Origin of the sequence: Streptomyces sp. NPDC058459 (assembly GCF_042721685.1) — a bacterium.
Lineage (GTDB): Bacteria > Actinomycetota > Actinomycetes > Streptomycetales > Streptomycetaceae > Streptomyces.
In genome coordinates, this window is record NZ_JBHXLV010000099.1 from 6,033 (window position 1) to 23,134 (window position 17,102).

Annotated in this window: 17 protein-coding genes and 1 pseudogene; 12 read left to right on the plus strand and 6 right to left on the minus strand. The window is 71.0% G+C overall.

Annotated elements, in window-relative coordinates:
- The 3 genes from ACFWN1_RS19275 to ACFWN1_RS19285 form a co-directional block, all read right to left on the minus strand.
- On the minus strand, positions 1 to 741 hold a 741-nt coding region (locus ACFWN1_RS19275), incomplete at its 3' end, for an FMN-binding protein (protein ID WP_384363386.1).
- A gap of 17 nt (positions 742 to 758) precedes the next feature.
- The gene (locus tag ACFWN1_RS19280; RefSeq protein WP_384363388.1) at positions 759 to 2,141 is read right to left on the minus strand and encodes a ferric reductase-like transmembrane domain-containing protein; all 1,383 of its coding nucleotides are present in this window, start codon (positions 2,139 to 2,141) and stop codon (positions 759 to 761) included.
- A 289-nt stretch (positions 2,142 to 2,430) separates the two neighbouring features.
- On the minus strand, positions 2,431 to 3,018 hold the full coding sequence (locus tag ACFWN1_RS19285; RefSeq protein WP_384363390.1) for a pyridoxamine 5'-phosphate oxidase family protein: 588 nt from the start codon (positions 3,016 to 3,018) through the stop codon (positions 2,431 to 2,433).
- Positions 3,019 to 3,109: 91 nt separating this feature from the next.
- On the opposite strand from ACFWN1_RS19285, the gene ACFWN1_RS19290 reads away from it, so the two are divergent.
- The 5 genes from ACFWN1_RS19290 (at position 3,110) to ACFWN1_RS19310 (ending at position 9,006) form a co-directional block, all read left to right on the plus strand.
- Positions 3,110 to 4,312: an argininosuccinate synthase gene (locus ACFWN1_RS19290; RefSeq protein ID WP_384363392.1), complete on the plus strand. Its 1,203-nt coding sequence runs from the start codon at positions 3,110 to 3,112 to the stop codon at positions 4,310 to 4,312.
- Between the two features lie 104 nt (positions 4,313 to 4,416).
- Entirely contained in the window at positions 4,417 to 5,847 is a 1,431-nt protein-coding gene (argH, locus tag ACFWN1_RS19295; RefSeq protein WP_384363394.1) for an argininosuccinate lyase, read from the plus strand.
- A gap of 61 nt (positions 5,848 to 5,908) precedes the next feature.
- Positions 5,909 to 6,880, plus strand: a complete 972-nt coding sequence (locus ACFWN1_RS19300) for an aldo/keto reductase (protein ID WP_384363396.1) — start codon at positions 5,909 to 5,911, stop codon at positions 6,878 to 6,880.
- A gap of 54 nt (positions 6,881 to 6,934) precedes the next feature.
- A complete protein-coding gene (locus ACFWN1_RS19305; protein WP_384363398.1) occupies positions 6,935 to 7,486 on the plus strand; it encodes a TetR/AcrR family transcriptional regulator in 552 nt (183 codons plus the stop codon).
- Entirely contained in the window at positions 7,483 to 9,006 is a 1,524-nt protein-coding gene (locus ACFWN1_RS19310; protein ID WP_384363400.1) for an MFS transporter, read from the plus strand. The genes ACFWN1_RS19305 and ACFWN1_RS19310 overlap by 4 nt, the downstream gene beginning before the upstream one ends.
- A 50-nt stretch (positions 9,007 to 9,056) precedes the next feature.
- Here the strand turns inward: ACFWN1_RS19310 and ACFWN1_RS19315 are convergent, their stop codons facing one another.
- Entirely contained in the window at positions 9,057 to 9,686 is a 630-nt protein-coding gene (locus ACFWN1_RS19315) for a lysophospholipid acyltransferase family protein (protein ID WP_384363422.1), read from the minus strand.
- A gap of 314 nt (positions 9,687 to 10,000) precedes the next feature.
- Here ACFWN1_RS19315 and ACFWN1_RS19320 point away from each other — a divergent pair, with 314 nt between their 5' ends.
- The 3 genes from ACFWN1_RS19320 to ACFWN1_RS19330 all read left to right on the plus strand — a co-directional run bounded on the left by ACFWN1_RS19320 (position 10,001) and on the right by ACFWN1_RS19330 (position 12,326).
- The gene (locus tag ACFWN1_RS19320) at positions 10,001 to 11,176 is read left to right on the plus strand and encodes a glycerophosphodiester phosphodiesterase (RefSeq protein ID WP_384363402.1); all 1,176 of its coding nucleotides are present in this window, start codon (positions 10,001 to 10,003) and stop codon (positions 11,174 to 11,176) included.
- 101 nt (positions 11,177 to 11,277) lie between these two features.
- A complete protein-coding gene (locus ACFWN1_RS19325; RefSeq protein ID WP_384363404.1) occupies positions 11,278 to 11,784 on the plus strand; it encodes a sigma-70 family RNA polymerase sigma factor in 507 nt (168 codons plus the stop codon).
- A 44-nt stretch (positions 11,785 to 11,828) separates the two neighbouring features.
- Positions 11,829 to 12,326, plus strand: coding sequence for a GNAT family N-acetyltransferase (locus ACFWN1_RS19330; protein WP_384363406.1), 498 nt, complete (start codon positions 11,829 to 11,831; stop codon positions 12,324 to 12,326).
- A 22-nt stretch (positions 12,327 to 12,348) separates the two neighbouring features.
- On the opposite strand, the gene ACFWN1_RS19335 is transcribed toward ACFWN1_RS19330, so the two are convergent.
- Positions 12,349 to 12,768 (minus strand): hypothetical protein, encoded by a 420-nt coding sequence (locus ACFWN1_RS19335; protein WP_384363408.1) that lies wholly within the window; start codon positions 12,766 to 12,768, stop codon positions 12,349 to 12,351.
- A 1-nt stretch (position 12,769) separates the two neighbouring features.
- Positions 12,770 to 13,129 carry a hypothetical protein gene (locus ACFWN1_RS19340; protein WP_384363410.1) on the minus strand — a complete coding sequence of 120 codons (360 nt, stop codon included), beginning with the start codon at positions 13,127 to 13,129 and terminating at the stop codon, positions 12,770 to 12,772.
- A gap of 608 nt (positions 13,130 to 13,737) precedes the next feature.
- Here ACFWN1_RS19340 and ACFWN1_RS19345 point away from each other — a divergent pair.
- The 4 genes and pseudogenes from ACFWN1_RS19345 to ACFWN1_RS19360 all read left to right on the plus strand — a co-directional run bounded on the left by ACFWN1_RS19345 (position 13,738) and on the right by ACFWN1_RS19360 (position 17,079).
- On the plus strand, positions 13,738 to 14,778 hold the full coding sequence (locus tag ACFWN1_RS19345) for a methionine ABC transporter ATP-binding protein (protein ID WP_384363412.1): 1,041 nt from the start codon (positions 13,738 to 13,740) through the stop codon (positions 14,776 to 14,778).
- Positions 14,775 to 15,509 (plus strand): methionine ABC transporter permease, encoded by a 735-nt coding sequence (locus ACFWN1_RS19350; RefSeq protein ID WP_384363414.1) that lies wholly within the window; start codon positions 14,775 to 14,777, stop codon positions 15,507 to 15,509. Before ACFWN1_RS19345 ends, ACFWN1_RS19350 begins: the two co-directional genes overlap by 4 nt.
- A gap of 78 nt (positions 15,510 to 15,587) precedes the next feature.
- Positions 15,588 to 16,418 carry a MetQ/NlpA family ABC transporter substrate-binding protein gene (locus ACFWN1_RS19355; RefSeq protein WP_384363416.1) on the plus strand — a complete coding sequence of 277 codons (831 nt, stop codon included), beginning with the start codon at positions 15,588 to 15,590 and terminating at the stop codon, positions 16,416 to 16,418.
- A 41-nt stretch (positions 16,419 to 16,459) separates the two neighbouring features.
- A pseudogene (locus tag ACFWN1_RS19360) lies at positions 16,460 to 17,079 on the plus strand (MetQ/NlpA family ABC transporter substrate-binding protein).
- Positions 17,080 to 17,102 lie beyond the last annotated feature (23 nt).

Consider the following 17,102-nt stretch of genomic DNA (forward strand, 5'->3'; position numbering starts at 1 on the left):
CTGGAGCGACTTCTTGTACCCGGTGCTGGTGTAGGTCGCCCCGGACACCGAGTCGATGTCCGCGCTCCCGGCGGCGACGGCCGCCTGGTTCAGCCGAGGTACGGCCAGCGCGGTCTTCTCGTCGCTCGTCGGGCCCTTGGGCGCCTGGACCGCCTCCGCCTTGGTGATCTTCTTCCCGCTGAGTGTGACCCGGACCTGGACCGCCCCGTACGGCGTCTGCTCGGCGCCGCCGGTGACCGTACGCGCCTGCGCCGCCCCCGGACTCCCGCCGCCGGAGCCCTTCTTCACCTGGTCCAGCGCGGACTGGAGCGACTTCTTGTACCCGGTGCTGGTGTAGGTCGCCCCGGACACCGAGTCGATGTCCGCGCTCCCGGCGGCGACGGCCGCCTGGTTCAGCCTGGGCACCGCCAGCGCGGTCTTCTCGTCGCTCGTCGGGCCCTTGGGCGCCTCGACGGCCTCCGCCTTGGTGATCTTCCCGCCGCTGACCGTCAGCCGGACCCGCACCGCGCCGTACGGCGTCTGCGCCGCTTCCCCGGTCACCGTGCCGGCCCGGTCCGACGCCTGGGCACCGCCGCCGGACCCGCCCTGCGGGGACTCCTGCGCGGCCGCCGACGCCGGCGGGGCGGCTGCCGAGGCGGAGGCCGGATCTGACGCCGGCTTCAGCGACAGCAGCAGCACGACACCGGACACGGTGGCCGCGGTGGCCAGCATCACACGCCGAAGGGGGTGGCTCTTCCTCATGGCTTCTGGAGCTCCGCTCACATCTCGAACGACTCGTGATGGATACGCCGGGCGGGGACCCCCGCGCCGCGCAGTGCCTCGTACACCGACTGCGCGAAGCCGGGCGGCCCGCACATGAAGACGTCGTGGCGGTCGATGTCGGGCATCTTGCGCCGGAGGTTCTCCGCCGAGATGTCCGGCCGCTCGCCCTGCGGGCTGTTGACCGCGTACATCAGCCGGGCGCCCCGCTCCTCGGCGATGGCCGCCAGCTCGTCCCACAGCGCCAGATCCTGGGTGGTGTTCGCCCGGTACAGCAGGGTGATGTCACCGGAGGCGCCCGGCAGCGTCTCGAACAGCGCGCGCATCGGCGTGATCCCGACCCCGCCCGCCACCAGCAGCACCTTGCCCCGGCTGCGCCGCTGCGCGGTGAGCGCCCCGTACGGGCCCTCCGCCCACACCCGCGTGCCGGGCTCCAGCTCACGCAGCCGCGCGCTGTGGTCGCCGATCGCCTTCACGGTGATCCGCAGCATCCCCGGCCGGGGAGCCGCCGACAGCGAGTACGGGTGCGAGCTGAACCGCATGCCCGGAGCCAGGAACCGCCAGCGGAAGAACTGGCCCGCCTCCGCGCCCATGCGGTGCAGCTTCCGCCCGGAGATCAGCACCGACACGATGCCCGGCGACTCCTCGATCACCGCCTCCACCCGCATCCGGTGCCGCAGGTTGAGCCGGACCGGCACGATCACCCGGTACCAGAGCACCAGCGCGGTGACCGCGCCGTACAGCACGTACCAGAAGGTCTTGGCGGTCGGCTCCACCGCGAAGTCGTTGCCGGTGGTGATCTGGTGCCAGAAGGTCAGGAACACGGCCGCGTAGGTGAGCAGATGCACGTGGTACCAGGTGTCGTACGGCAGCCTGCGCCTGACCGCGCCCACGGAGGAGAGCCCGATCACCACGAACAGGCCGGTGCCGATGGCCGCCTTGCCCATGTCGGGCAGCTGGTTCACCGAGTCCACGGTCTGCTGGACGATGTCGCCGAGCGACTTGCCCGCCTGGAGGGCGTAACCCCACATGATGAGGAAGACGTGCGCCACGACCAGGCTCAGCGTGTAGCGGCCGCTCATCGCGTGCCAGCGGGCGACCCGGTCCGAGCCGACCCGCCGCTCCAGGGCCGGGACGCGCGCCATCTGGAGCACCACCAGGGCCATCAGGTACCCGGCGAGCAGACCGGTGATCCGGCCCGCGTTGAGGACCCGGCCGGCGTTGTCGGCGATCGAGGGGGTGTTGTGCCACCAGAGCCACAACACGGCCGCCGCGCCCGCCCAGACGGCGAGCAGGAGCGGGACGGCCGGTGAGCGGCGCGGGCGGATGCGGCGCATCGTCTGGCGGCGGGCGGCGCGTCCGCCTGCGAGCGTGGTGGTCACGGTTCCTCCGGGGGACTTGGCCCTTGACCCACACATACGCGCGGTGCGGGCGGAGTGTTCAGCGTCCCGGGGGGTGACCCGGCGCAGGACGCGGGCCGTGGCGTCGCCGGGTACGGACACCCGGCCCGCAGTCGTCCCCTCGCTGCCGGCGTCCTGTCGGCTTGCTGTCGGAGTGCAGGAAGACGCCCGCGCACCGGACGGTGGCGGCCGAAGCCGGAGGGCAGGTCGTACAGCCCGGTCGGTGTCGTATCGGTGCCCTGCTGCCGTGCGGTGGCCTTGGCCGCATGGCTCAGACGGCGGAGGGCGGCAGCGGCAACGGCAGGCCGGGCAGCCCGTCGATGCTCGTCGCGATGTGCTCCTTACCGGTGAAGTACGCACTGAGCGAGGCGTCGTCCTCCCGCACGAAGCGCCGCCGGTGCGAATCCCGGTCCTCCTCGTAGACCATGCGGGGGACGGCGTACCCGCAGGAGTCCCGCACCAGCTCGGCATGGACCACGATGATCGCCCGCAGGCCGTGCGGGGCCGGGTCGATGCCGGGGAAGGCGGCCAGCAGCCCGCCGAAGCGCGGGTCGTCGCGGAAGACCGGCTCGCCCCGGCCGTGCACGCGCACGATGTTCGGCGGGCCCTGGAAGGCGCACCACATCAGGGTGATCCGGCCGTTCTCCCGCAGGTGGGCCACGGTCTCCGCGTGGGAGCCCGCGAAGTCGAGGTACGCCACCGTCAGCTCGTCCAGCACGACGAACGACCCCTTGAGCCCCTTGGGGGAGAGGTTCACCGTGCCGTCGCCGGCCAGGGGCGCGGTCGCGGTGAAGAAGAGAGGCTGCTCCTCGATGAAGCTCCGGAGTCTGCCGTCGATGCGCTCATATGTCTTTCCCATGCCCGGTGCCTACCCCGTCCCCGCGATTGACGAATCATGCGGAGTTCTGCATACTCATGCATATCAGCGAATGCATGTGAGGAGAGAACCCATGACCGAGCGCGTCGTACTCGCCTACTCAGGCGGACTGGACACCTCCGTCGCCATCGGCTGGATCGCCGAGGAGACGGGCGCCGAGGTCATCGCCGTCGCGGTGGACGTCGGCCAGGGCGGCGAGGACCTGGACGTCATCCGCAAGCGCGCCCTCGCGTGCGGTGCGGTGGAGGCCGAAGTGGCCGACGCCAAGGACGAGTTCGCCGAGGAGTACTGCCTCCCGGCGATCAAGGCGAACGCCCTGTACATGGACCGCTACCCGCTGGTCTCCGCCCTCTCCCGGCCGACGATCGTCAAGCACCTCGTCGCCGCCGCGCAGAAGCACGGCGCCACCACGGTCGCCCACGGCTGCACCGGCAAGGGCAACGACCAGGTCCGCTTCGAGGCCGGCATCGTCGCCCTCGCCCCCGACCTGAAGTGCATCGCCCCGGTCCGTGACTACGCGATGACCCGGGACAAGGCCATCGCCTTCTGCGAGGCGAAGAGCCTCCCGATCGCCACCACCAAGAAGTCCCCGTACTCCATCGACCAGAACGTCTTCGGACGCGCCGTCGAGACGGGCTTCCTGGAGGACATCTGGAACGCCCCGATCGAGGACATCTACGAGTACACCTCCAACCCCGCCGAGGCCCACGAGGCGGACGAGGTCGTCATCACCTTCGAGCGCGGTGTGCCCGTGGCCGTCGACGGCCGCCCGGTCACCGTCCTCCAGGCCATCCAGCTGCTCAACGAGCGCGCCGGCGCCCAGGGCATCGGCCGGATCGACATGGTCGAGGACCGCCTCGTCGGCATCAAGTCACGCGAGGTGTACGAGGCTCCGGGCGCCATCGCCCTGATCACCGCCCACCAGGAGCTGGAGAACGTCACCGTCGAGCGTGAACTCGCCCGCTACAAGCGGCAGGTGGAGCAGCGCTGGGGCGAACTGGTCTACGACGGCCAGTGGTTCTCCCCGCTGAAGCGGGCGCTGGACGGCTTCATCACCGAGGCCAACGAGCATGTCTCCGGCGACGTCCGGATGACCCTGCACGGCGGACGTGCCGTCGTCACCGGCCGCCGGTCCCAGTCGTCGCTGTACGACTTCAACCTCGCCACCTACGACACCGGCGACACCTTCGACCAGGCCGCCGCCAAGGGCTTCATCGACATCTACAGCCTGTCGTCGAAGATCGCGGCGCGGCGTGATCTGGCAGGCGGAGCCTGACGTGGACCTCGCCTGACCGGCGTCGTCGAAGCAGTAGGCCGACCGCCTCCCCACCCACCAGGGCGGGGAGGCGGCGGCACATCACGAGCTTGAGGAGCAACGCAGTGAGCAGCAGCAGCGGTGACGTACGGCTCTGGGGCGGCCGTTTCGCCGACGGTCCCGCCGAGGCCCTGGCGAAGCTGTCCGCGTCCGTCCACTTCGACTGGCGGCTCGCCCCCTACGACATCGCCGGCTCCCGCGCCCACGCGCGCGTGCTGCACACCGCGGGCCTGCTCACCGAGGACGAGCTGACCCGGATGCTGGCGGGGCTCGGCCGGCTGGAGGCGGACGTCGCCGACGGCTCCTTCACGGGCACCATCGCCGACGAGGACGTGCACACCGCCCTGGAGCGCGGCCTGCTGGAGCGGCTCGGCCCCGACCTCGGCGGCAAGCTCCGCGCGGGCCGGTCGCGCAACGACCAGGTCGCCACCCTCTTCCGGATGTACCTGCGCGACCACGCCCGGATCATCGGCGGCCTGATCGCGGACCTCCAGGACGCCCTGGTCGGGCTCGCCGAGGCCCACCCGGACGTGGCGATGCCCGGCCGCACCCACCTCCAGCACGCCCAGCCCGTGCTCTTCGCCCACCATGTGCTGGCCCACGTCCAGTCCCTCGGGCGGGACGCCGAGCGGCTGCGCCAGTGGGACGAGCGGACGGCCGTCTCGCCGTACGGCTCCGGCGCGCTCGCAGGCTCCTCCCTCGGCCTGGACCCCGAGGCGGTCGCCCGCGACCTCGGCTTCGAGCGCGGCAGCGCCGGCAACTCGATCGACGGCACGGCCTCGCGGGACTTCGCCGCTGAGTTCGCCTTCATCACCGCGATGATCGGCATCGACCTCTCGCGGATCGCGGAGGAGATCATCATCTGGAACACGAAGGAGTTCTCCTTCGTCACCCTGCACGACGCGTTCTCCACCGGCTCCTCGATCATGCCGCAGAAGAAGAACCCGGACATCGCGGAGCTGGCGCGCGGCAAGTCCGGCCGGCTGATCGGCAACCTCACCGGCCTGCTGGCCACGCTGAAGGCGCTGCCCCTCGCCTACAACCGTGACCTCCAGGAGGACAAGGAGCCCGTCTTCGACTCCTGCGACCAGCTGGAGGTGCTGCTCCCCGCCTTCACCGGCATGATCGCCACCCTCACCGTCCACCGCGAGCGCATGGAGGAGCTGGCCCCGGCCGGGTTCTCGCTCGCCACCGACATCGCGGAGTGGCTGGTCCGCCAGGGCGTGCCGTTCCGGGTCGCACACGAGGTCGCGGGGGAGTGCGTCAAGGTCGCGGAGGCCGAGAACAAGGAACTGGACGGCCTTACGGACGAACAGTTCGCCAAGATCTCCCCCCACCTCACCCCGGAGGTCCGCACGGTCCTGAACGTCAAGGGCGCGCTGGCGTCCCGAAAGGGGAGGGGCGGTACGGCCCCGAGCGCGGTGGCGGTGCAGATGGCCGAGGTCAAGGCCGACCTCGTGGAACAGCACACCTGGGCCGGCGCGAAGAAGAACTGAAGGAAGGGTGTCGCGGGTTAGCTTGGCCGTTGGTTGATCAACCGACCGAACGGACCCCGCGATGCCCTTCACCCGCCTCTCCTCCGCGACCACCCCCACCTGCCACCTCGGCCTCGGCCTGGCCGCGGTGGGCCGCCCCGGCTACATCAACCTGAACCGGGACCACGACCTGGGAGACGACCGGAGCGCCGAAGCGCTGCGGACCCGCACGCACGAACTCCTCGACGCTGCCTACGCCCAGGGTGTCCGCTACTTCGACGCCGCCCGCTCCTACGGCCGCAGCGAGGAGTTCCTCGCGGAGTGGCTGGCGGCCCGCCCGGAGACCGAGGACGCGGTGGTCGGCAGCAAGTGGGGTTACACCTACACCGCCGACTGGTCCACCGACGCCGAGCGGCACGAGGTCAAGGACCACACCCTCGCCACGTACGAGCGGCAGCGCGCCGAGACCGACGCCCTCCTCGGGGACCGGCTCGACCTCTACCAGATCCACTCCCTCACCCCCGACAGCCCAGCCCTCACCGACCGCGAGCTGCACCGGGAGCTCGCCGAAGCGGCCTCGGGCGGCCTCACCCCCGGCTTCTCCACCAGCGGTCCCGCCCAGGCCGGCACCATCCGGGCCGCGCTGGAGATCACCGTCGACGGGACGCCCCTCTTCGGCACCGTGCAGTCCACGTACAACGCGCTGGAGACCTCGGCGGGGCCCGCGCTGGCGGAGGCGCACGACGCCGGGCTGACGGTGATCGTCAAGGAGGGCATGGCAAACGGCCGGCTCGCCCCGGAGCACGCGCCCCAGGCCCTGAAGGACATCGCGGAGGAGACCGGGCTCGGCACCGACGCGGTGGCCCTCGCGCTGATCCTGCGCCACCCGTGGGCCGGTGTCGTCCTCTCCGGTGCCGCGACCGTGCCCCAGCTCGGCTCCAACCTCCACGCCGCCGCCGTCGACCTCACCGGCGACCAGCAGAGCCGTCTCGACGCCCTCGCGGAGGACCCGCACACCTACTGGGCGCGACGTGGCGAGCTGCCCTGGCACTGAGACCCACGTGCCCGCAGTGAGACATGCATGTATCAAGCGAGGTATGCTTGTCTCATGGCTCTCGACCGTGACCACGTGCTGCGCTCCGCCGCCGCCCTGCTGACCCGCAAGTCCACCGCGACCATGGACGAGGTCGCCCGCGCGGCCGGGATCAGCCGTGCCACGCTCCACCGCCACTTCGCCGGCCGCGACGCACTGGTCCGCGCGCTGGAGGCGCTCGGCATCGCGGAGTGCGAGGCGGCGCTCGACCGCGCCCGGCTGGACGAGGGCCCCGCCGCCGACGCCGTCCGCCGCCTGGTGAGCGAGATCCAGCCCGCCGCCGGACTCCTCGCCTTCCTCTACGGCGAGAACCAGCTCTGGAAGGGCGGGGGGCAGAACACCGGCTGGCTGAACCTGGACACCCGGATCAGCGCCCTCTTCCAGCGCGGCCAGCGCGACGGCGACCTCCGAATCGACCTCACCCCCGGCTGGCTCACCGAAGCCTTCTACGGGCTGATCACCTCGTGCGCCTGGGCCGCGGTGGACGGCCGGGTGGCGTCCCGCGACTTCTCCACGATGGTCTCCGAACTGCTGCTCGGCGGCGCGCTGCGCAGGGCGGAATCATGACCAGCACCCTGCGGCAGCCCGTACCCGTCGAGACCGAGCGGCGCCCCGGCCGCTGGCTGGCGCTCGCGGTGCTCGTCCTCGCCGTCCTGCTCGTCGCCGTCGACGCCACCGTCCTCGGCCTCGCCACCCCCTACATCACCGAGGACCTGCACCCCTCCGGCACCCAGTTGCTGTGGATCGGGGACGTCTACTCGTTCGTCCTCGCCGGACTGCTCGTCTCGATGGGCAGCCTCGGCGACCGCGTCGGCCGCAAGCGCGTCCTGCTGTGCGGCGCGGCCGCGTTCGGTGCGATCTCCGTCCTGAACGCCTACGCCACCACGCCCGGCCTGATGATCCTGGCGCGGGCCCTGCTCGGTGTCGCGGGCGCCACCCTGATGCCCGCGACCCTCGCCCTGATCCGCAACCTCTTCCACGACCCGCGCGAGCGCAGCCTCGCCATCGGCATCTGGGGTGCCACCGCCTCCGCCGGCACGGCCGTCGGCCCGATCGTGGGCGGCTTCCTGCTGGAGCACTTCTGGTGGGGCTCGGTGTTCCTGATCAACCTGCCGCTGATGGCGGTCCTGGTCCTGGTCGGCATCCGTACCCTGCCCGAGTCCCGCGACCCCAGCCCCGGCCCGTGGGACCTGACGAGCGTGCTGCTGTCCCTGGTCGGCATGCTCGCGCTGGTCTACGCGGTCAAGGAGGCCGCCACCCATGGCTTCAGCCCGCTCACCGTGGCCGCCGGCCTGCTGGGCGCGGCCGCGCTGTACTGCTTCGTCCGCCGTCAGCGCACCCTGCCGACCCCGTTGCTGGACATGCGGCTGTTCCGGCACCGGGGCTTCAGCGGGGCGGTGCTCGCCGATCTGCTGACCGTGCTCGGGATGTCGGGGCTGGTGTTCTTCCTGTCCCAGTTCCTGCAACTGGTCCAGCAAAGGCGCCCGTTCGAGGCTGGCCTCGCCGAACTGCCCGCCGCCGTGGGCGCGGTGGTGGCCGGGCTGGTCGCGGGCCACGCGGCCCGCCGCTTCTCGGTACGCGCGGTGGTCTCCGGCGGCCTCGCCGCGATCGGCGTGGCCCTCGCCGTCCTCACCACGCTCGACGCCACCACCGGCTATCCGCTGCTCGGCGCCGCCCTGCTGATCGTCGGCGTCGGCGCGGGCCTCTCCTTCACCGTCACCTCCGACGTGATCCTCTCCAGCGTGGACAAGAACCGCGCGGGCGCCGCCTCTGCGGTCTCGGAAACGGCCTACGAACTCGGCGCGGCCCTGGGCATCGCCCTGCTGGGCTCCATCGTCACGGCCGTCTACCGCGACTTCGCGGCTCCGCCGGGCACTCCGGAAACGGTCCACGAGTCCTTGGGCGCGGCAGTGGAAGCGTCAGCGGGGCTGCCCGCCCCGACGTCCCAGGCATTGCTGGACGCTGCGAGGGAGTCCTTCGTACACGGCCTGCATCTGGCGTCAGGAGCGGGAGCGGCGGTGCTGCTGGCGGCCTCGGCGGCGGCATGGTTCCTGCTGAAGAACCAGCGGCTGGACCGGGGCTTCTAGCCCGGGACCCGCGCTACCGGCCACAGCGCACCCGCACCCGGAGAACGACCTCAGGCGGCCTTGGCCTTGGTGGCGTACATGTCCACGTACTCCTGCCCCGAAAGCCGCATGACCTCAGCCATCACAGAATCCGTCACAGCCCGGAGCACATACCGGTCCCGGTCCATCCCCTCGTACCGGGAGAACTCCATCGGCTCACCGAACCGCACCGTGACCTTGCCCGGCCGGGGGAACCCCTTCCCTCCGGGCTGAAGCTTGTCCGTCCCGATCATGGCGAACGGCACCACCGGCGCCCCCGTCATCAGGGTCAGCCGGGCGATCCCCGTACGCCCCCGGTACAGCCGCCCGTCGGGGGAGCGGGTGCCCTCGGGGTAGATCCCGAAGACCTTGCCCTCCTCCAGGACCCGGCGCCCGGTCATCAGCGCGGCCACGCCGCCGTTCGCACCGTCCCGGTCCACCGGGATCATGCCGACGCCGGTGAAGAACCAGGCCATCGCGCGGCCCTTGACGCCCTTGCCGGTGACGTACTCGTCCTTGCCGATGAACTGCACCTGCCGCTTGGAGACCACCGGGAGCACGATCGAGTCGATGAACGTGAGGTGGTTGCCCGCCAGGATCACCGGACCCTCGCCGGGAATGCGCTCAAGGCCCTCCACCTGGGGGCGGAACATCAGGCGCATGGCCGGCGCGAGCACTGCCTTGATGAGCGCGAAGCGGGACAACGGGTCCTCCAGGCCGAGCGGGCGATATGAGTCTGTGCAGGTGAGGACATTACTCGCGGGCGTGGGAAAAGCGCACATCGAGCCACGCGATTCACCGAGGTCTTACGTGTTGTTGACACCAGCTCACCTTCCACGGGACATCAGGACTCACCCCCGTGTTCCCGCCGAGGTTTCCCGTCCGTCATGTCCACGCCCCTACGATCGGCGCGCACCCAAGAGCCTCAGCCAGGTCGGACCGAAGAAGACCTGGCTAACGACAGCGGGAGACGCGTATGGAAAGCGACCGGACCAACCAGCCCTCGCGCGCGACCGGACGGCGCGCGGTCCTCGGTGCGGCGGTGCTCGGCGCGGGCGGGGCGGTCCTCGGGCTGCCCTCCGCCGCCCACGCGGCCGGCACCCGGACGGCAGGGTCCGGCGGACGCGGCCTGAAGGGCCTGCCGGTGCCGACGATCATCGGCCACCGGGGTGCCAGCGGCTACCGCCCCGAGCACACCTTCGGCTCCTACGACCTCGCGCTCGAACTCGGCGCCGACATCGTGGAGGCGGGTGACCTGGTGCCCACCAAGGACGGGCATCTCGTCTGCCGCCACGAGCCCGAGATCGGCGGCACCACGGACGTCGCCTCGCACCCCGAGTTCGCCGGCCGGAAGACCACCAAGGTGCTCGACGGGGTGTCCGTCACCGGCTGGTTCACCGAGGACTTCACCCTCGCCGAGCTGAAGACGCTCCGTGCCGTCGAGCGCGTCCCGGCCAACCGCCCGCACAACACCCTCTACGACGGCCGCTGGGAGATCCCGACCTTCGAAGAGGTCCTGAAGTGGCAGGACGCCCGCACCCGGGAGCGTGGCCGCCAGGTGTGGATCTACCCCGAGCTGAAGCACCCCACCTACTTCCGCGGCCTCGGCCTGGAACTGGAGGGCCGGGTGGCCAAGGCGCTGCGCAAGCACGGCAAGGACAGCCGGAACGCGCCGGTCGTCCTGCAGTCCTTCGAGCCGACCAGCATCCAGCGGCTCAACCGGATCGTGGACAACCCCCTCGTCGTCCTGCTCGGCGCGGACACCAGCCGCCCCTACGACTTCGTCGCGACCGGCGACCCCCGCACGGTGGCCGACCTGATCACCCCGGCGGGCCTGCGCGAGATCGCGGGCTACGCCCAGGGCATCGGCCCCACCCTGGACCTGGTCATCCCGAAGAAGTCCGACGGCACCCTGGGTGAGCCGACCCGGCTCGTCGCCGACGCGCACAAGGTCGGCCTCGTCCTGCACCCCTACACCCTGCGCAACGAGAACCCCTTCCTCCCGGCCGAGTTCCGCAAGGGCACCGCCCCCGACGGCTACGGCGACGTCTTCGGCGCCTACCGGACGTACTTCGCCACCGGGATCGACGGGGTCTTCACCGACAACGCCGACACCGGGGTGCTGGCCCGCGCCGACTTCCTGGGCCGCTGACACCTGCCGGAGCGTCAACACCGGCGCCCCGCGCCCCCTGATACGGGTGACAGTGCGCCGTCCCGGAAACCCGCCGGCCGGGACGGCGCGTCTCGACGCACATGACCCACGACCTGCTCACCGAACTGCGCCCGCTCCTCGCCGCGGAGGCGTCCGCCGAGGCACATGCCTCCGGGAGCGAACCCGGCGACCTGGAACAGGCCGTCTGGCTCCGGCTGCTGGAACGGCTGGAGAGCCAGGGCCCGCCACCGGACCCGACCGGCTGGCTGCGCGACGCCGTACGCGACGAGGGCCGGCTCAGCCGCCGTACCCACGGCGTCGAGCGGCCCTACGACGGCGAACCCGCCGACGACCCCCGGCACGGCCCCGAACAGCTCGCCCTCAGGGCGGCCCGGCACCGGGTGGTGCGCGAGGCGGTGCGCAGACTGCCCGGCCGCTGCCCCCGGCTGATGGCGGCCCTGCTCTCCCCGCGCGACCTCACCTACCGCGAGATCGCGGGGGAGTTGGGTATCTCACAGGGCAGTCTCGGACCGGAACGCTCCAGATGTCTGGGATGTCTGCGACGAATACTCGCGGCGGAGGTTGCCGGCCCCGGAGCGCGGGGATAGACGTGGGGGACAACAGCGATCAGGTGAGCGGGAGGCATGCGCACATGGGCATGAGCGTGACCATCTCGGCGGCGGCCGGGCCGGACGCGGAGCAGATCTTCCGGCTCCAGTACCTCTGCTTCCAGAGCGAGGCCGCGCGCTACGGCAACTACCGCATCGACCCGCTCGTGCAGAGCCTGGACCAGGTCCGTGAGGAGGTCGCCGCCGACTGCGTCCTCGTCGCCCGGCTCGGTGACGAAGTGGTCGGCTCGGTGCGCGGCAGGCTCACCGAGGACGGCGCGGCAGCGATCGGCATGCTCTGCGTCCACCCCCGCCTCCAGGGCCACGGCATCGGGGCCCGGCTGCTCGGCGCTGCCGAGAAGGCACTCGCCGAGCAGCGCGGCGCCACCACGTACCGGCTGCGCACCGCGCACCGCAGCGAGAGCGGCCTCCGGCTGGGCCGCAAGCTGGGCTACCGGGCGGTGGGCCGCTCGCGGGGCGCCGACGGTGTGGAGATGGTCGTGCTGGAGAAACCGGCGGCCGCCTACGCGGCCACCGCCTGACGCGCCCGAGGGGCAGGCGGTCTCAGGCCGCCTGCCGCCGCCGCGCCGCGCGCAGCCAGTACAGCGCGGTCACCGGCAGCAGTACGGGGATGAAGACGTACCCCATCCCGTAGTCCGACCACACGGTCGCGTCCGGGAACGCGGACGGCTCGACCAGGGTCCAGGTGCCCACGACCAGCACGCCCGCCAGCTCGGCCGCGCAGCACACCACCGCCGCCCGGCGAGCCGTCTCACCGCCTCTGACCAGCGTGTACGTGATGAACCCGTAGACCACGCCCGCGAGCGCCGACAGCGAGTACGCGAGCGGTGCCCGGCCGAACTCCGTGGCGATCTGGTAGACCGAGCGCGACACGGCGCCGACCACCATCACGCCGTAGAACCAGACCAGCAGCATGCCCGGACCGCTGATCAGCCTGGCCGGCTTCTCCTCCAGCGCCGTCATGTCAGCCTCCCCAGATGTCAAAGAGCCGTACTTCGAGAACGGCCAGCACCACGCCGCCCGCCGCGACCGTCACCGAACCCCAGCGGGTGCGCTCGGTCAGCGACATGAAGCCCGCCACCGGAACACAGGCCAGCGCGCCCAGCAGATACGCCACGAAGATCGTGATGCCCTGGTCCGGCCTCTCGCCCCGCGCCAGCAGCACGAGACCGACGGCCAGTTGGACCACGGCCAGCAGGGACACCGCGGCCATGCCGATGAAATGCCAGTCCTTGGTCGGCTGATCCCGGTGTGCGGCCCAGCCGCACCAGGCGGCCAGCAGCAGCGCGGCGATCCCGGTCGCCAGCGTCAGGGCATTGAGCATGCGGAGACCCTATTACGGCCGAAACGGACGCCCGCCGCCGCCCCCGCCGCCCGGACGCCCGTCGTGGCGTTGGCCACAGCGGGCGGTCCCGGAGCGCCGGACCCGGTGCGGCCGCACACGGCTCCTGCCCCTTGCTGACGCGGGAAACCGCACTTCACCCGTACTCCCGCGTCCCGCCGGCACTGTCCACGTCTGTCCAGCATGTGGACGGGTCTCTTAGATCGGCGCGGCCGGTCTGCTTTACTGACCGCATGACCACGACGAGCAGCCGCACCCTTGCGACCGAGGCGACCGACACGCCCGGTGCTCGTTGTACGTGTCGCACGACGTGCCGAATGCGCGCCTTCTAGAGGGCCCCCGCACCACCCGAGAGCCTCGCGCCCCGAAGCGAGAGCCATGGCCCGGCCCGGCTCCGGAGCACCGGCGCACCGGACCCGAGCCGTTCGCGCACACGCCGTTCTTCCCGGTTCACTCGCCCCCGCGAGAACAGTGCCGCGTCCCTGAAATGCGACTCATGCCCCTTCCCCCGCGCTCTCCGCTTCGCCCGAGCAGAGGGGACCCCCACCGGGCACACCCGCGCCCAGCACTCGACAGTGACGGAAACCCCTGTGATCACCACCTCGGGCCTGACCAAGGTCTACCGCTCGCGCGGCCGGGAGGTCACCGCCCTCGACGGCGTCGACCTCCACGTCCGCGAAGGAGAGGTCTACGGCGTCATCGGCCAGTCCGGCGCCGGCAAGTCCTCCCTGATCCGCTGCGTCAACCTGCTGGAGCGTCCCACCGCCGGCACCGTGACCGTCGCCGGACAGGACCTCACCGCCCTCGCCGGCCGCGGACCGCGCGCCGGCAAGGAACTGCGCCGGGCCCGCAGCCACATCGGCATGGTCTTCCAGCACTTCAACCTGCTGTCCTCGCGGAGCGTGCAGGACAACATCGAGCTGCCGCTGGAGATCCTCGGCAAGTCCGGCAAGGAGCGCTCCCGCAAGGCGCTGGAGCTCCTCGACCTCGTCGGTCTCGCCGACAAGGCGAAGTCCTACCCGGCCCAGCTCTCCGGCGGCCAGAAGCAGCGCGTCGGCATCGCCCGCGCCCTGGCCGGCGACCCGAAGGTGCTGCTCTCCGACGAGGCCACCAGCGCCCTGGACCCGGAGACCACCCGGTCCATCCTCAAGCTGCTGCGCGACCTGAACCGGCAGCTGGGCCTGACCGTCCTGCTGATCACCCACGAGATGGACGTGGTGAAGTCGATCTGCGACTCCGCCGCGCTCATGGAGAAGGGACGCATCGTGGAATCCGGCACCGTCAGCGAACTGCTGACCACCCCCGGCTCCCAGCTGGCCTCCGCCCTGTTCCCGGTAGGCGGAGAGGCGAGCACGGACGACCGCACCGTCCTCGACATCACCTTCCACGGCGAGGCGGCCACCCAGCCGGTCGTCTCCCAGCTGGCCCGCACCTACAACATCGAGATCTCGATCCTCGGCGCGGCCATCGACACCGTCGGCGGCCTCCAGATCGGCCGGATGCGCATCGAACTGCCCGGCCGCTACGAGGACAACGTGGTGCCGGTCGGCTTCCTGCGCGAGCAGGGACTGCAGGTGGACGTGGTGGGCACCGACGGTGAGCCCGTGCTGGTGACGGAGGGCGCGAAGTGACCTGGTCCGAGATTCAGCCGCTGCTGTCCCAGGCGTGTTCCGAGACGTTCTCGATGGTGCTCTGGTCCACCCTGATCGCCGTCGCCCTCGGCCTGCCGCTGGGCATCCTCCTCGTCCTCACCGAACGCGGCGGACTGCTCCAGAACGTCGTCGCCAGCAAGGTGATCGGCCAGATCGTGAACGTCGGCCGCTCGATGCCGTTCATCATCCTGATGGTCGCGCTGATGAGCTTCACCCGCTGGGTGACCGGCACCACCATCGGCACCGCCGCCGCGATCGTGCCGCTCGCCATCGGCGGCATCCCGTTCTTCGCCCGGCTGGTCGAGACGGCCGTCCGCGAGGTGGACGGCGGACTCGTCGAGGCCGTGCAGGCCATGGGCGGCAGCAGCTGGACCATCGTCCGCAGGGTGCTCATCCCCGAGTCGCTGCCCTCGCTGATCGCCAGCACCACCACCACGATCATCGCGCTCATCGGCTACTCGGCCATGGCCGGCACGGTCGGCGGCGGCGGACTCGGCGACCTCGCCGTCCGCTACGGCTACCAGCGCTTCGAGACCGGGCTGATGTGGATCACCGTCGGCATCCTCGCCGTGGTCATCTCCCTCATCCAGTTCGCCGGTGACTTCGCCGCCCGCTCCCTGCACGGACGCGGCGGCTCCGGACCGGCGCCGAGGCTGCGTCTGCTGAAGGCCAAGGAGCCGGCCGCCGCCGACATCACCAGGGTCGCCTGAGCCCGCCCCTCCGCATCCCACATACTCCCCGGCCACCCAAGCCCGGGGTCGCACCACTCTTAAGGAAAGGCACTTTTCGTGCGTAACACCGTCAAGCTCACCACCGCCGTCCTCGCCGCCGGAGCCCTCACCCTCGGTCTCTCCGCCTGCGGCTCCGACAAGGACTCCGGCACCGCCGACGCCAGCGGACCGCTGATCGTCGCCGCGAGCCCCACCCCGCACGCCGAGATCCTCAACTTCGTCAACAAGAACCTGGCGAAGAAGGCCGGACTCGACCTGCAGGTCAAGGAGTTCAGTGACTACATCACGCCGAACACGGCCACCGAGGACGGCTCGGTCGGAGCCAACTACTTCCAGAACCAGCCGTACCTCGACGACTTCAACAAGAAGCGCGGCACCCACATCGTGCCCGTCGTCACGGTGCACCTGGAGCCGCTCGGCCTCTACTCCCACAAGGTCAAGAAGACCGACGACCTCAAGAGCGGCGCGACCATCGCCCTCCCGAACGACGCCGTCAACGAGGCTCGCGCGCTCAAGCTGCTGGCCGCCAACAACCTGATCACCCTCAAGGACGGCGTCGGCAACGAGGCCACTCCCGCCGACATCACCAAGAACCCCAAGAACCTCAAGTTCAAGGAGGTCGAGGCGGCCCAGACCCCGCGCTCCCTGGACGACGTGGACGCGGCGGTCGTCAACGGCAACTACGCCATATCCGCCGGTCTCAAGCCCGCTCAGGAGGCCATCGCCCTGGAGTCCGCGGAGAACAGCCCCTACGGCAACTTCCTCGCGGTGAAGAAGGGCAACGAGAACGACCCCCGGGTCAAGAAGCTCGCCAAGCTGCTGACCTCGCCCGAGGTGAAGAAGTTCATCGAGGACAAGTACCAGGGTTCCGTCATCCCCTCGTTCTGACGCGCCCGGCAGCCAGACCCGACCCGCTCAGGAAAACGGACATGCGCAAGACCGTATGGCTCGCGGCGGCCACCGCCGCGGCCCTCTCGCTCGGCCTGACCGCCTGCGGCTCGGGCCCGGCAGCCGGCAAGGGCGGTAGCGACGCCGACGGCCCGCTCGTCGTCGGCGTCACCCCCGTCCCCGCCGGTGAAGTCCTCCAGCACATCGACGACAAGCTCGCCGCCGACGCCGGACTCAAGCTGGAGATCTAGGAGTTCACGGACTACGTCCTGCCGGACACCGCGCTCCAGGAGGGCAGGCTCGACGCGAACCTCTACCAGAACCAGCCGTTCCTGGACGACTTCGACAGGTCCAAGGGAACCGACCTGGTGTCGGTGGTTAAGGCGTACCTGCCGCCCATGGGGATCTACTCCCACAAGGCCAAGGACATCACCGGCTGAAGTTCCAGGAGATGGAGGCCGCCCAGCTGCCCCGCTCCCTGGACGACATGGACGCCGCCGTCATCAACAACGACTTCGCCCAGGACACGGGCCTCAGCCCCACCAAGGACGCCGTCCACCTGGAGTCCGCGAAGAACAACCCCTACGCCAGCCTTCTCGCGGTGAAGAAGTTCATCGAGGACAAGTACCAGGGGTCGGTGCTGCCCGTCAGCGCCGGCTGACCCGGCCCGCACGGGCCCGCCCC